At 70.3% G+C, this 15,090-nt stretch carries 12 protein-coding genes; 2 read left to right on the forward strand and 10 right to left on the reverse strand.

What is annotated here, in order from left to right; translation table 11 throughout:
- Positions 1-21 precede the first annotated feature (21 nt).
- Positions 22-1,386, forward strand: a complete 1,365-nt coding sequence (locus RY94_RS17015) for a serine/threonine-protein kinase (RefSeq protein ID WP_052274474.1) — start codon at positions 22-24, stop codon at positions 1,384-1,386.
- The gene (locus RY94_RS15355) at positions 1,383-2,153 is read left to right on the forward strand and encodes a hypothetical protein (RefSeq protein WP_043447238.1); all 771 of its coding nucleotides are present in this window, start codon (positions 1,383-1,385) and stop codon (positions 2,151-2,153) included. The genes RY94_RS17015 and RY94_RS15355 overlap by 4 nt, the downstream gene beginning before the upstream one ends.
- Positions 2,154-2,172: 19 nt before the next feature.
- Here RY94_RS15355 and RY94_RS15360 read toward each other — a convergent pair whose 3' ends face one another.
- The 10 genes from RY94_RS15360 to RY94_RS15410 all read right to left on the reverse strand — a co-directional run bounded on the left by RY94_RS15360 (position 2,173) and on the right by RY94_RS15410 (position 14,903).
- On the reverse strand, positions 2,173-2,898 hold the full coding sequence (locus RY94_RS15360) for a GAF and ANTAR domain-containing protein (RefSeq protein ID WP_052274475.1): 726 nt from the start codon (positions 2,896-2,898) through the stop codon (positions 2,173-2,175).
- 336 nt (positions 2,899-3,234) lie between these two features.
- Positions 3,235-4,167 (reverse strand): NADP-dependent oxidoreductase, encoded by a 933-nt coding sequence (locus RY94_RS15365; RefSeq protein WP_043447244.1) that lies wholly within the window; start codon positions 4,165-4,167, stop codon positions 3,235-3,237.
- Positions 4,168-4,271: 104 nt separating this feature from the next.
- Positions 4,272-6,113 carry an acetyl/propionyl/methylcrotonyl-CoA carboxylase subunit alpha gene (locus RY94_RS15370; RefSeq protein ID WP_082046427.1) on the reverse strand — a complete coding sequence of 614 codons (1,842 nt, stop codon included), beginning with the start codon at positions 6,111-6,113 and terminating at the stop codon, positions 4,272-4,274.
- Between the two features lie 108 nt (positions 6,114-6,221).
- Entirely contained in the window at positions 6,222-6,854 is a 633-nt protein-coding gene (locus RY94_RS15375) for a Maf family protein (protein WP_043447246.1), read from the reverse strand.
- Positions 6,855-6,903: 49 nt separating this feature from the next.
- Positions 6,904-7,452, reverse strand: coding sequence for an AMIN-like domain-containing (lipo)protein (locus tag RY94_RS15380; protein WP_043447249.1), 549 nt, complete (start codon positions 7,450-7,452; stop codon positions 6,904-6,906).
- 177 nt (positions 7,453-7,629) lie between these two features.
- Positions 7,630-9,057: a dicarboxylate/amino acid:cation symporter gene (locus tag RY94_RS15385; RefSeq protein WP_043447252.1), complete on the reverse strand. Its 1,428-nt coding sequence runs from the start codon at positions 9,055-9,057 to the stop codon at positions 7,630-7,632.
- Positions 9,058-9,224: 167 nt separating this feature from the next.
- Positions 9,225-11,003, reverse strand: a complete 1,779-nt coding sequence (locus RY94_RS15390; protein WP_043447255.1) for a DUF885 domain-containing protein — start codon at positions 11,001-11,003, stop codon at positions 9,225-9,227.
- A 581-nt stretch (positions 11,004-11,584) separates the two neighbouring features.
- Entirely contained in the window at positions 11,585-13,081 is a 1,497-nt protein-coding gene (locus RY94_RS15400; RefSeq protein WP_043447259.1) for a multicopper oxidase family protein, read from the reverse strand.
- Complete coding sequence (locus tag RY94_RS18500; protein WP_082046428.1) at positions 13,081-13,353, reverse strand: hypothetical protein; 273 nt, start codon at positions 13,351-13,353, stop codon at positions 13,081-13,083. Before RY94_RS18500 ends, RY94_RS15400 begins: the two co-directional genes overlap by 1 nt.
- 680 nt (positions 13,354-14,033) lie before the next feature.
- Positions 14,034-14,903, reverse strand: a complete 870-nt coding sequence (locus RY94_RS15410; RefSeq protein WP_043447266.1) for a F510_1955 family glycosylhydrolase — start codon at positions 14,901-14,903, stop codon at positions 14,034-14,036.
- Between the last annotated feature and the right edge of the window lie 187 nt (positions 14,904-15,090).

Here is a 15,090-nt window from a genome sequence, read left to right on the forward strand (position 1 = left end):
GGGTAGCGGAAGCAGGTGGCATTGGAGAAGCAGGCACTGGCAGGGCGGTACGCCCTGGGGGAGCGCGTCGGCACCGGCGGGATGGCGGATGTCTTCTCGGCCCGGGACACACGGCTCGAGCGGAACGTGGCCGTCAAACTCTTCCGGCCAGGCATCTCCGACGGCATCGAACGGGGGTCCGCGGAGGCCCGGATGCTCGCCGGGCTCGACCACCCCGGCCTGGTCCGCGTCCTGGACATGGACAGCGGCGACGACACCGGGGACAACGCCTATCTGGTCATGGAACTCGTCGACGGACCGGACCTGGGCGTGCTGCTGCGCTCCGGCGGCCCGCTCGGGAGGGAGGACGTCCGCCTCCTGGCGCTCGATCTGGCCCGGACGCTCCAGTACATCCACGGGCGCGGGATCGTGCACCGCGACCTGAAGCCCTCGAACGTCCTGACGCGGCAGGCGGATGCCGACAGCGGCGTCTTCCGCTTCCTGCTCACCGACTTCGGGATCGCCCGGTTCTTCGACGGAAGCCGGATGACCGCCACGGGGCAGGTGATCGGCAGCGCCGCCTACTTCAGCCCCGAACAGACACGGGGCGACGGCGTGGGCCAGCCCTCGGACATGTACTCCCTCGGGCTCGTGCTGATCGAGGCCCTGGCGGGGGAGCGCGCCTTTCCCGGAACCGGCGTCGAGAGCGCCCTGGCGCGCCTGCACCGCAGCCCGTCCATCCCGCATGCTGCCGGCCCCGCACTGTCGGCGCTCCTGGTGTCCATGACGCTCGACGACCCGGCCGACCGGCCCGACGCCGCCCGCGTGGTCCGGGCCCTGACGGCCATGGGCCCGCAGCACGACGGCGGGAACGCGACCACGGTCATGCTGCCCGCGGGAGTGTCACGGACGACGACGATGCCTTCGGGCGGCGGCGCCACTCCGCGTACTTACGCTCCGCGCACGGCCGCGATGGGTGTGCCGACGTCGGACACTGCGGCGCTCGGTAGCGTGTCGACCCCTCCTGCGGCAGCCCCGATGGCCGGCACGACCACATCCCACACGGCGGCGTCCGGCCCGACGGTCGAGCCTGCTGCTCCCGCTGTCGCATCGTCCGGGACGCGGCGCGTGACGGCGACTGTTGCCCGTCCGGAGAACCGCGGTCCGGCCTCGCCGCGCCGGCAGCCCACCGGTACCCGGACGTCCACGGCCCGTCCCTCCGGACGCCGTCGGCATGTGCTCCCGTGGCTGGTCACGCTACTCGTCATCGGGCTTCTGGCAGCCGCCCTGTGGGCCTTCACCACCACGACCGCCCCCGACGCGGGATCCGAGCTCGACCCCCTGCCGGCCGTGCCCGGCGAGACAGGCGAGAAATTGCAGGAACTCTACGACAGCGTGCAGCCGTGACGGCCCTCCGCAGGCAGTTGCTGCCCCTCCTGATCGGCTCGACGATGCTCCTCACGGGGTGTGGCAACGAGGCGATCGACGCCGGCGTGGCCGGGGACCTGCAGGCCGAGGTCCGTGCCATCGCCACGACGGCTGCCGCGGGTGACATCGACGGCGCCATCGTCCGGGCCGAGCGCCTGAAGAACGACGTGGACGGTGCCCGGACCGACGGCACCGTCACCGAGGAGCGCGCTGCACTGATCGGCACGCGCATCGACGCCCTGATCGCCTCGCTCGATGCCGGGCAGGTTCCGGCCGGGACGCCGGAGGTACCGTCGGAGGCCCCGGTCGAAGCGCCGTCGGACGAGGTGGCGGACACCTCCGCGCCGGTGGTGCCGGACGGAGTTCCGACGCCCGTGCTGCCCGCCCCGGCCGACGCACCCCCCGCGCAACCTGTACCTACCGAGGCGCCACCCGCTCCCGCTGACTCACCCCCGGCGCAGCCCGCTCCCGGGCCGGCCCCCGAGGGCACCGTCCCGGATGACACCGAGCCCGACGAGACGGACGACGACGACATCACGGGCGACGATACCGGCAGCGATGATCCAAGCGGCGAAGACTCTGCCGATCAGGGCGCAGGCGGGAACAGCGGCGGTACGGCTGCCGACAAAGCCGCCGAGAAGGCTGCCGAGCAGCAGCGCAAGGCCGAGGAGAAGGCGCGGGAAGCCGCCGAGCGCGGGGAGAAGAGCCCGCCCGGGAACGGCGGCAAGGGGAACGAGGACGGCTAGTGGTCCCGCACCGCGCGCCTCAGTGTGCGGTGTCCCTGTCGGGGAGGTCGCCGCTGTTGATCAGGTAGTCGGCGACGCTCCAGAGCTTCAGGTGGGTGCGCTGGCTGGCCATGGACAGCACGATGAACGCCTGCTCGCCGGTGATCTTGTGGCGTTCCATGAGGATGCCCTTGGCCTGGCCGATGGCGTCCCTGGAATCGATGGCTGCGTGGAGTTGTCGGCTCTTCTCGGCCTCGGCGAACGCCACGGCGGCGTGGGAGGCGACGAGCAGGCCCACGTTCTCCGACTCGTCCGTGAAGGCGTCGGCCTTGTACGAGTAGAGGTTCAGGGCGCCGAGATCATCGCCTTCCACCCACAGCTGGATGGAGAGCATCCCCCGGGCGCCGGCCTCGGTGGCGCGCTGGGCGAAGAGGGGCCACCGCTGCTCGTGCGCCATGTCCGGGACCCGCACCGTCCGGTGCTCGTACGCGGCTTCCATGCACGGGCCCTCGCCGGTCTCCATCTGCAGCGCATCGATACGCACGGGCAGGTCCCCGGAGCAGGCGCGGGCTCCGATGTTCCTCCGCCCGAGGACGAGGCTCACGGAGCCCTCGTCGACCCCCGGGATCAGTTCGATGGCCGCGTGGACGAACCCGGCGAGGATCGCGTCCGAGTCCGGTTCCTGCTGCAGCCCGCGGGCCAGCTCCGCCAGTTCCGTGGCGAGATCACGCTCCCGCACACTGCCGCCGTACTGTGACGAGGGCATTCCCCTCAGCTCCTCGCTCACGACCCACACGCCTCAGCGGTGAGGCCACGAAGCGTACGGGTGGCAGTGTCCTCGCGGTAGGGCTCGTCGTGATGTGCGTGTGGCATGGGACTCCCCTGGTGGAACGGCAATAGCGGTTCTCTGCCAGGGTCCGGGGCGAGACCCCAAGCGTGGTCGCTCAGCGGGGAGAAGTCAATAACGGATGAACACCTCGAGGAGGCCGAGACCGAATTGCTGCCTTCGATCTCGATCGTCTCGGCCCGGCCACACGGTGGTCGTGCTCGCGCACGACCACCGCGTGGGGCCAGGAGGGCCGGCGCTCCCGGCCCGAGCGACCTAGAAGGTCAGCACGAGGCGGCCGCGGACGCCGCCCGCCTCGAGGCGACGGTGGGCTTCGGGGGCGTCCTCGGCGGGCAGGGTGTCCGCCACCCGAGGCGTGAGGATGCCGTCCTCCACTGCCTGCCGCAGGCCGTCGAGCTTCGCGGCGGAGAGATACTCGTCGAACACCCACACCGCCTCGAAGCGGATGCCGCGGGTCGGCCGGTCGCCCTTCCAGCCCCGGACCGAGACGAAGACCCCCTGATCGCGCAGCGCTGGTACGACGTCGTCGTGCAGGAGCGCTGTGTCGGCGACGGCGTCGACGCCGTCCGGGAAGATCTCCCGGATGCGATCGGCGAGGTCGGCACCCCGCTCGAGGACGTGGTCGGCTCCGAGACCCTCCACCAGGGGACGATCCTTCGGTGCTGCGTCCGTGATCACGACCAGGCCCTGCTGCTTGGCGAGCTGGATCGTGTAGTTGCCCAGCGTCCCTGCGCCACCGGTGACGGCGATGACCTGCCCGGGCTGCAGGGCGGCGAGTTCGAGGATCTGCACGGCCGTCAGACCGTTCATGGGAAGAGTGGCGGCTTCTTCGAGCGTGGTGTTCGTGGGGATCCGGGCGATCGAGTCGTCCGGCGCCACGAGGTATTCGACGTAGGCGCCGCCGTAGCTGCCCAGGGGCAACGCGATCGCCATGACCTCGTCGCCGACCGACCACGTGCTGCCCTCGCCCACTTCGTCGATGACGCCGGCGGCGTCCATCCCGGGCATGTACGGCGGCTCGGACTGGCTCATGTCGTAGGCGCCCGTGCGGACGTTCGTGTCGGTCGGGCTGACAGCGGCAGCCCTGACCCTGATGCGCACTTCCTTCTGACCGGGGCGTGGTTCGGGAAGATCCTGAACGGTCAGGACCTCGGGGCCGCCGAACTCTGTGACTCCGATTGCTTTCATGACGAACCAACTCCGTAGCATTTTGTGGCTTATGGAAACTACCGACGGTTCCACAACGGAGATCAGGGCAGAGTCATTCCATGCCAGGACGGCCCGTGGTGCAGCTAGTCGCGGATGGTGGCGAGGACGGACCCGGCGGACACGGTGTCGCCGGGCTTCGCGGCCAGGCCGGACAGCGTGCCCGACTTGTGCGCCGTGAGCGGCTGCTCCATCTTCATGGCCTCGAGCACCATGATGAGATCGCCCTCGGCCACCGTGTCGCCGTCGGACACCGCGACCTTCACGATGGTGCCCTGCATGGGAGAGGTCAGTTCGTCGCCGCTGACGGCCGTCTTGCCGGCCCGGGCACGTGAGGACTTCTTGGACTTCGCCGGTGCGGCCGGCTTGCCGTTCGACGTCGTACCGAACCCTGCGGGCAGCACCACGTCGAGGCGGCGCCCGCCCACCTCCACGGTGACGCGCTGGCGGGCGTCCTCGTCCGCGGCGGGCTCCGTGGACCCCTTCCACGGCTCGATGGTGTTGGCGAACTCCGTCTCGATCCAGCGCGTGTGCACCGAGAACGGGCCGTCGGCCGGGGCGAACGCGGGGTCCTCGACGACGGCGGCGTGGAACGGGAGCACGGTCGGCATGCCCTCCACGACCATCTCCCTCAGGGCCCGGCGCGCGCGCTGGAGGGCCTGGTCGCGGGTTGCGCCGCTGACGATCAGCTTGGCGAGCATGGAGTCGAAGTTGCCGCCGATCACCTCGCCGGCCTCGACGCCGGAGTCCACGCGGATGCCCGGCCCGGTGGGGAGGGTGAACGTCTGGACGGTGCCGGGGGCGGGCATGAAACCGCGGCCGGCGTCCTCGCCGTTGATGCGGAACTCGAACGCGTGGCCGCGGACCTCGGGATCCCCGTACCCGAGCTTCTCGCCGCGCGCGATCCGGAACTGCTCGCGTACGAGGTCGAGGCCGGTGACCTCCTCGGAGACGGGGTGCTCCACCTGGAGCCGCGTGTTCACCTCGAGGAAGGAGATGGTGCCGTCCCGGCCCACGAGGAACTCGCAGGTGCCCGCGCCCTGGTACGACGCCTCGCGGAGGATGGCCTTGGAGGCCTCGTAGAGCTGCGTGTTCTGCCCGGCGGTGAGGAAGGGGGCGGGCGCTTCCTCCACGAGCTTCTGGTTGCGGCGCTGCAGCGAGCAGTCGCGCGTGGAGACAACGACGACGTTCCCGTGGGCGTCCGCGAGACACTGGGTCTCGACGTGGCGCGGGGCGTCGAGGAAGCGCTCCACGAAGCACTCGCCGCGGCCGAAGGCCGCCGTCGCCTCGCGCACCGCGGAGTCGAACAGCTCGGGGATCTCCTCGTGGCTGCGGACCACCTTGATGCCGCGCCCGCCGCCGCCGAACGCCGCCTTGATCGCGATCGGCAGCCCGAACTCGGAGGCGAAGTCGATGACCTCCTGGACCGATTCCACCGGGTCCGTGGTGCCCGGGACCAGCGGCGCACCGACGCGCTGCGCGATGTGCCGGGCCTGGACCTTGTCGCCGAGCTGCGCGATCGAGTGGGGGGAAGGGCCGATCCAGGTGATGCCGGCGTCGAGGACCCGTTGTGCGAACTCGGCGTTCTCCGACAGGAAGCCGTAGCCGGGGTGGATCGCGTCGGCGCCGCTGCGCTCCGCGGCCTCCAGGATGCGGTCCATTACCAGGTAGGACTCCGCGGCGGTCTCCCCGCCGAGGGCGAACGCCTCGTCGGCCATGCGGACGTGCAGGGCGTCGCGGTCCGGTTCCGCGTACACCGCGACGGACGCGATCCCCTCGTCACGGGCGGCGCGGATGACCCGGACGGCGATCTCCCCCCGATTGGCGACCAGGACCTTCGTCACCGGGCGGTGCTCCGCGGAACCGGGGTCGGCGCCGTGAGCGCTCGCGGGGGTGGACGCGGACGGGCTGAGGGGGGACTGGCTCATGGGGGGTGGGGCTCCTTCTTCTCTCGTGGGAGCCTAGCCCGGTTTGGTGGCTTCCGCCCATGGATCGTGCCGAACGGGAGTGTTGTGCGGCGATCCTTTGTAGGGAACCTACAAGGCGGCCGTGGGCGCCCAGAGATCCGTCACGGAGACGCCGGCCGCGTGCAGGAGGGCGCGGAGCGTGGAGATGCTGAGCCCGACGACGGCGTGCGGATCGCCGTCGACGCGCTCGATGAAGGCACCGCCCAGGCCGTCGATGGTGAAGGATCCGGCGCAGTGCAGGGGCTCTCCGCTGGCCACGTACGCGTGGACCTCGGCGTCGGACATCGCGCCGAAGTGGACGGTCGCCGAGGAGACCGCCCCGAGGGTGGCACCGGATCCGCCGTCCCGCGTGTCCACGAGCCAGTGGCCCGTGTGCAGGACGCCGGAGCGGCCGCGCATACGGCTGATGCGTTCGATCGCCACCGCGGGTTCGTAGGGCTTGCCGTGCGCCTCGCCGTCGAACTCGAACACGGAGTCGCACCCGAGGACGAGGGCGTCATCCGCCTCGTCCAGCGCCGCGACGGCCTCGGCCTTGGCGCGCCCCAGCAGCAGCGAGGTGTCGTGCGCGTCGAGGTCGCCGTAGGAGGCGACGACGGCGGGCTCGTCCACGGAGGAGACGAGCACCGTGTGCCGGATGCCCGCGTCGTCGAGGAGTCGGGTGCGGGCAGGGGATTTCGACGCGAGGATCAGGCGGAGGGTCATGCACCAAGCCTAGGTGCCCCCGCGCGCGGGGGCGCGACCGCCGGGCTCCTCACCAGCGGTGCGCGACGTCGATCACCACCCTCGACCCGGCGCCGGGCCCCGGCAGCACGAAGACCCGCATGGGAAGGCGTGCCCGCACCCCGAGCCCGAAGCTCGTGTATCCCTCGTAGCTTCCGCCGTACGCCACCTGGCGGAACGTGGTGTAGCCCGCGACGTTCACGACCCGCCGGGGGTCGACGGGCTGATAGACGGCTTGTCCGGCCTGGTTGTAGGCCGGAGCGTTCACCGTCACGGACAGGCGCGCCCCACCACGGAGGGGGATCGTCTCACCGGACCCGATGCCGGTGAAGGCGCCGACGTACTGGACGGTATACCCGGCCGTACGCCTCCGCACATCGACGACCAGCCGGTCGAAGCATGCGTGCCGGCCTGCACGGACGTCCGTGATGGGAGCCGGACGGAGTGTGGAGGTGGCGGCCTTCGCCGTCGAGCCCCATGTGATGCCGCAGTATGCGGCGGATGCCGGAGGCCCGCCTGCGAGGCCGAGGCCTGCAGTGAGGGCGAGGGCGGCGAGTGTGGCGGAGAGCTTCCCCGTCATGCGCGAATTCTTCATGGCGCACCACCTGGTCGTGCTGGATAGGGAGGACAATCGTCCTCCCGTGTCCGGCGGAAAGCGCCGCCGTGGCCCGGAACGGCGCCGAATCGTTAGCCGGATACAGGACGGCCCGCTCCCGGGCGGATGCCGGGGGCGGGCCGTCGTGCCGGCGGACGGAGCCTAGCGGGTCACGGACGCCGAGATGCCGTCGTTGGGGGCGGTGGCGACTGCCTCGACTGCATCGTCTGTATCGGTCACGCTGTCATCGGCGAACGGGTCGCCGGTGCGCTGCGCGTTGTAGAGATCGAGGTCCAGCAGGCCTTCGCGCCGCGCGACGATCGTCGGGATGAGGGCCTGGCCCGCCACGTTCACGGCGGTGCGGCCCATGTCGAGGATCGGGTCGACGGCGAGGAGCAGGCCGACGCCGGCCAGGGGGAGTCCCAGCGTGGAGAGCGTGAGCGTCAGCATGACGACGGCGCCCGTGGTCCCGGCGGTCGCGGCAGAGCCGAGCACGGAGACGAGCGCGATCAGCAGGTACTGGGTGAGGCTGAGATCGATCCCGAAGAACTGGGCCACGAAGATCGCGGCGATCGCCGGGTAGATGGCCGCGCAGCCGTCCATCTTCGTCGTCGCGCCCAGGGGGACGGCGAACGAGGCGTACCCGCGGGGTACTCCGAGGTTCCGTTCCGTGACGCGCTGCGTGAGCGGCAGCGTGCCCACCGACGACCGCGAGACGAAGGCCAGCTGGATGGCGGGCCAGGCACCCGAGAAGTACTGCTTGACCGACAGCCCGTGCGCCTTGATCAGCACGGGGTACACCGCGAACAGCACGAGGGCCAGGCCCACGTAGACGGCCAGCGTGAACTTGCCGAGCGAGCCGATGGTGTCCCAGCCGTAGACGGCGACGGCGTTGCCGATGAGGCCGACCGTGCCGAGCGGGGCGATCCGGATGATCCACCAGAGGACCTTCTGGATGACGGCCAGGGCGGAGGCGTTGACGGCGAGGAACGGTTCGGCCTGCTTGCCCACCTTGAGGGCTGCGATGCCGACGGCCACGGCGACCACGAGGACCTGCAGCACGTTGAAGTTCAGGGCCGTGGTGACGGCTCCGGACTCGGCGACGGCGGAGGAGGCCTGGAGGCCGAGGAAGTTGGCGGGGATCAGCCCGGTCAGGAAGGCCCACCAGCTGCCGGTGCTGCCGGTGTATTCGGCGGGCGGGGTCGCCTCCGTGCCGGCGCCGGGCTGGAAGAGCACGCCGAGCCCGATGCCGATGACCACGGCGATCAGGGCGGTGATGGCGAACCAGAGCAGGGTCTGCGCGGCGAGCCGGGCGGCGTTGGTGACGGCGCGGAGATTCGCGATGGAGCTGACGACCGCGGTGAAGATCAGGGGGACGACGGCGGCGCGCAGCAGGGCCACGTAGCTCGAGCCGAGGGTGGCGAGCGTGGTGCCGAGACCGGTGGGGGTCTCCTGGGTGTGCCCCGTGTACTTGGCCACGAGGCCGAGGGCCAGCCCCACGACCAGGGCTGCGATGATCTGCGGTCCGAAGGAGGTCGCCCAGCGGGGCAGCCTGCGCCGGGTGGGCGGGGAGCTGGTTTCAGTAGACACGCCCGAAACTCTAGGGATGCCGTATACCAAGGCGAAGCGCACGTTGCGGAATGTTACGGAGCTCGGGGCCGCCGTCGTGCCCGTCCTCGCGGCACTTCCGCGGAATGCCGCCGCCGTCGCGGGCGGACCGGGAAGGACTCCCGGTCCGCCTGTGACGAACGTCTACGTCAGGAGACCAGCGCGCGGCGGAGCGTATCGAGTCCCACGGAGCCCAGGTTGAGGGCCCGCGTGTGGAAGGCGCGGAGGTCGAAGGCATCGCCCTCGGCAGCCCTGACCTCGTCGCGGATCTGCTCCCAGAGGCGCTGGCCGATCTTGTAGGACGGTGCCTGTCCCGGCCAGCCGAGGTAGCGGGTGAACTCGAAGTCGAGCTGCCCCTCGCTGATGGCGATGTTCTTCCTCAGGAAGGCGTAGCCCTTCTCCGGCGTCCAGGTGCCCTCGCCCCACCGCTCGGGGACCTCCAGTTCCAGGTGGACGCCGATGTCGAACACCACGCGCGCGGCGCGCATGCGCTGGGCGTCGAGCATCCCGAGGCGGTCACCCGGATCGGACAGGAAGCCGAGTTCCTGCATGAGGCGTTCCGCGTACAGGGCCCAGCCCTCACCCTGCCCGGACACCCAGATGGCGTTGCGGCGCCAGGGGTTCAGCAGTGCGCGCTGGTAGGTCGCCGTCGCGACCTGCAGGTGATGCCCCGGGACGCCCTCGTGGTAGACGGTGGTCGTCTCCTTCCAGGTGGTGAAGGAATCCTCACCCTCGGGCACGGACCACCACATCCGGCCGGGGCGCGAGAAGTCGTCGCTGGGGCCGGTGTAGTAGATGCCGCCCTCGTTGGTCGGGGCGATCCTGCACTCGAGGCGCCGCATCACGTCGGGGATGTCGAAGTGGACCCCGGCCATGGCGTCGACCGCCCTGTCGGAGAGCCCCTGCATCCACGCCTGCAGCGCATCGGTGCCCTGGAGTTGGCGGGCGGGATCCTCGTCGAGGATGCGGATGGCCTCCTCGATCGAGGCGCCCTCCCGGATCTCGTTCGCCACGGCCTCCTGCTCGGCGATGACGCGGTCGAGTTCCTCGACGCCCCACCGGTAGGTCTCCTCGAGGTCGACGGCGGAGCCGAGGAACACGCGGGACATCAGGGCGTAGTGCTCCCGCCCCACGGCGTCCTTCTCGGGGGCGGAGGGGAGGAGGTCGTCCTGCAGGAAGGTCGCGAGCGAGCGGTAGGCGCCGCGGGCGGCCTCGGCGCCGGTCCGCAGCCGGCNGGACTGGGACCACATCGCCGGACGCATGGCGAACGTGCCCGGCGCGATCGACGGATACATCTCCTCCCTCCGCGCCGGACGCGAGCGCGGCCTGGTCGCCGCACGCCGGCAGGTCGCCATCGTGATCGAGCCGTCCTCCGCGTACTTGGTGGACTGCTCGATCACGATGGCGACCTGCCGGCGTGCGGCGACCAGGCCGCGCTCGCGTCCGGCGCGGAGGGAGGAGATGTATCCGTCGATCGCGCCGGGCACGTTCGCCATGCGTCCGGCGATGTGGTCCCAGTCCTCCGCGGTTGCGGTGGGCATGAGATCGAAGATCGCGCGGATGTTCTGGGCGGGGCAGGCGATGTTGTTGAGCTCGGAGTAGCCGAACCCGGCCTCGTGGATCTCGAGGTCAAGGCCGAGCCTCTCCCGCATCGCGTCCAGCGTGACGGCGTCGACGGCGTCGGCCGGCTGCAGGTCCTCGAGCAGGCGCAGGGTGGTGCGGGCGGCTTCGGCGAGGGCTTCGATGCCGGCGGGCGAGTAGTCCTGGTACTCCGTCTCGTGGCCGGGGAGGCCCAGCTCGGTGGCGAAGTCGGGCATCAGCTCGAGCAGCGTCTCGTAGTAGGACGTCGCGACGGCGTCGATGGCCGTGGCCTGCCGTGCGGGCTGCTCGCTGGGGGACGGGGCGGGGGCTGGGGTGTCATGGGTCACGTCACGAGCCTAGCCTCAGACCGTTGCCGGAGGCTACCGAGTGGGCGGTGAGCCGGCGCCCGTGTCACCGCCGCACCACCACACCGTCGGATCGCGCCGGCGTAGGCCTCCGCGAGCCATCCGAGGACCTCTGCGTCACGGGGATCGACGCCTCGCCGATCCCGGCGATGGCTGCTTCCGCCGCGCGACCGGTCGCAAGACCCGCAGGGAACCCGGCGAGGAGGTCCTCGGGGCCTCGCTCACGCTCATCCACCTGCCGGGCGTAGGGGCGCCCGGCACGCGGGTGCAATGCGGGCCCGGCCCGGCCCGGCCCGTCAGAGGGACGCGGGCATCCCTCCATGCTGTCCGGACCCATGGCGTCGTCCCGGGTCTCCAGCCAGCCCTTCATGGTCTCGATCGCGGGTCCCTGGGCGTCCCGGATCCGCGGCGCGAGGTCGCTGATCCCGGGGCCGGTGCTTCCGTGTGTCGAGCCATGGCGAACAGGGCGGGTCTTCGGTCAGGACAGCGTGTGGTGCGCTCGACCGTGACATCTCTGCAGCAGACTGCCGGCCGGGCGGTACCAGGATGCATGATGCGACCTTTCACCGGACGTCGACGGCGCCCATCATGCCGAGGTCTTCGTGGTCCAGGATGTGGCAGTGGTAGGCCGAGCGGCCGCGGAAGTCCTTGAATGCCACCCTTACCTTCACACGCCCGTTGGCGGGTACATTTACGACGTCCTGCCAGAGTGCGGCGTTCGTGGCTCGGCCGTTTTCCTCGATGATCTGCATCGGCCAGACATGGAGGTGGAACGGGTGGTCCATGGGACTGGTGTTGATCAACGTCCATTCCTCCACATCCCCGGCTGCGACCGTTACGTCTGTTCTGGCCTCATCGAACTCCCTGCCGTTGATGGTGAACCGCATCATGCCCCCGCCCATGCCCCCGCCCATGCCCCCGCCCTCGCCCATGCCTCCGCCCATGCCGGCGGCCAGGACGATCTGCCGGTGCGCCGCGACGGACCCGGACCGAAGGTCTGCCAGCCCCTGCTGGGCGGGCACGGCTGTCAGGGCTGCCACCGGGTCGCCGGCCACGCGGAGGGTGGCCAGGGCGGTGCCGTCCGGCTGGTCTGCAGGGTTGCGTGCTCCGGATCCCGATCCCATCATTCCCGGCATGGCCCCCCGGTCCTGGTAGAGCGCGCGCAACGTGGAGTCCCCGGTCGTCGTGGTCACGAGGAGGTCTGCCCGATTCCCCGGCGTCAGGAGAAGTTCATTCACTGTCCGCGGTGTCGGGAAGCGGCCGGAGTCCATACCGAGGAGCTGCAGCCGCTGTCCGTCGAGCCGCAGACGGAGGTAGCGGGACACGCACGTGTTGATGATGCGCCACCGTTCGCGTTGTCCCGGGCGGGCGCTGATGTGGGGGTTGCTTTGACCGTTGACCAGGATCAGTTCACCCTCCCGGCCCCTCATCCGTTCCATCGCGGGGACCTCCGGGATGTTCCCCAGGTCGTCCAGGGTGGTGTCCGAGATGACCAGTACCCGTTCCGCACTTGCCTCGACGGGTTCAGGGTCCTCGACGATGATGGCTCCGAAGAGTCCGGCGAAGATCTGATCGGCGACCATGCCGTGGTGGTGGGGATGGTACCAGTAGACGCCCGGGGGATGATCGTCGGGGAGTCCGTATTCGTAGTCGAAGGTGCCGCCGGGGTCCACTGCGACGAAGACGTTGTCCCCGTTGCCCTCCGGGGATACGTGGAGGCCGTGCACGTGCAGGTTGGTGGTCTGGGCCAGCTTGTTGACGAGCCCGATCTTCAGGACGTCACCCGCCCGTATGCGCAGTGTCGGGCCGGGGATGCCGCCGTTGTAGCCAAGGGCCGCGGCCTGCCGGCCGGCCAGCAGCAGCTGTCCGGGTGCGGCTTCGAGCCGTACCTGCAGCTGGCCGTCGGTGCTCCGTTCCTCCGGAGGCTGGGTCAGGTCGCTTCCCGTGACGGGGGCCTCCCGCGCGGTCAGGGTCCAGATCAGCCCGGCCCCGCCGGCCGCCGTCCCCGCAACGCCGATCCCGCCCAGCAACAATGCCTGACGGCGACTGATGGGCTTCACTACGGGCCCTCACCGAGTACCTTGAGATATTCGCGGTACTGATCCGCGGTGAGTTCTCCTCGCGCAAAGCGCTCGTCGAGGATCTCGCGGGCCCTGCCCCCTCCAGCCGGCGGCGGCCCGCCCGGCCCCGAGGGGCCTGGAGGTCCGTATCCGTTACGGATGCCGCCGCCGAAGACTCTTACCGCCAGCAACACCAGCAGCGCGACCCCAATGAGTAGCAGAGGAATCCAGAGCCACATCCATCCCATGCCTTGTCCGTAGCCCGACATCATGATGTGTGCCTTTCGTGTCAGAGTTGCTTTCGACTCTTCGCGCGGCCTCAGCTGACAGGTAGAGTCCGAGGTCCCGCCCCCCTGGACCGGTGGTCTACGCACCGCAACGGTCGGCGGAAGGCCCGGCCCCATGTGGAACGCCACGACCGCCGTTCCAAGCAGCGACTCAACCGCTATTCCGGGCCGACAGTCACAGCTATGAGGCTCTTGCGACGGTTTGCTGCATCCCTGGCTCCGACCGTGGCGCGGCGCGCTGTCCTATCCCGGCGGATCCGCCTCCTCGTCGCCGCGACGATCACCTGCAACGTCCTTGACGCCGTGGTCGCGCTCAGCGCCGGCACCATCGCGTCCTCAAGCGCCCCGGGCCGGCCGCGAGCTCGGCTCCCGGTCCGCTGTCGCGGACTCCGAGCAGACCCTGCTGTGCGCCGTCGTTCGCAAGCCTCGACACCGACGCCACGACGGACGCCGCAGACCCAAGGAGCTGCGCGGGACTCGCACCACTGACGATCACGGCCCGACCCGCCGGTCCTAGCGCCCCGGTGAACATGACAGATGACACGGCGTCGACCACGGCCAGCTCTTCCTGATCTCCGCTGAAGCGTCCCGCGATCGTCCTACTCGCCAGCCCCGCCTGGCGGGCATCCGTCTGGTGCACATCCGTGTCTTGTGGCAGCAGGTGCCTACGGCGCCACGGGGTTGAATGTTGCCCCGTTGTCGCTGGATACTTCGATCCCTTCGTTCGTGGCTACCCAGATGCGGTGCGTGTCATCTCCTGCGTGGTCTGCGGCGATGGCTGCGGGTTCGCCCTGGATGCTTCCTGCTTGTGTCCAGGTGAGTCCGGCATCGGTGCTGGTGTGGATCGTTCCGTCGGGGGTCACGCCGATGGCGGTGTCCCCGGCGAAGGTCGTGAAAGCCAGGAGGGGAGCGTTCGGGACGGTGGTCCAGGTGGCCCCGCTGTCCGCGGACCGGTAGAGCCCTTGCTCGGTGGTGGCCAGGACGGTCCCGTTGCCGGCTCCGGCGAGGTTGTACACGGGTACATTCTCGGCGGTGACGGTCCAGTGATGCCCGTCGGCGCTGGTGACGATTCGCCCTTCATAGCCGATGAGCCCGGTGCCGGTTGCGGCGAGGGCGTGGAAATCTGTCTCACCCTGGCGGGAGACGGGCTCCCATGAGCGCCCGTCGTCGGTGCTGGTGATCAGGCCGACCGGGTCGGGAAGATCGGTGCCGGGGCCGGGGTGCCCGGAGGCGTAGAGGGTTCCATCACTGGTGCCGGTGAAGCCCATGAGGTCGATCGTCGGGCCGATCTGCTGTGCGGGGGACCGCGTGACATCGAACAGGCCGTCGTGGGTGGCCAGCAGGATGCGGTTGGTTCCCGGGTCCACGCTCATCCCATGGATATGCCCGGACGGGTACCCCGCCGACGCGGCAGGAGCCACGGGCGTGTCCTGAATCGTGGGGGTGGAGGTGGAGGTGGTGGTGCAGGCGCTGAGCAGGACGGCGACACCGGCCATCAGGCTCAGGCGTGTGGTGCGGGACAGGGTCGAAGGCAACAGGCAATCCTTGAGGAGTCGAGGGCGGGCAGAGCGGGTGGTCGACCTGATGGTCGACCTGGTGGTCGGAAGGGTGCCGGTGTGGATGGAACGGGGACACCTACACCGGCACCGGTCAAAGGCCAATCACAGTCCCTGCAACGCCGGACCGGACCGGACCGGATCCGATCACGGCGCAGGGGATCCG

Source organism: Arthrobacter sp. L77 (assembly GCF_000816565.1).
Classification (GTDB): Bacteria; Actinomycetota; Actinomycetes; order Actinomycetales; family Micrococcaceae; genus Arthrobacter_D; species Arthrobacter_D antioxidans.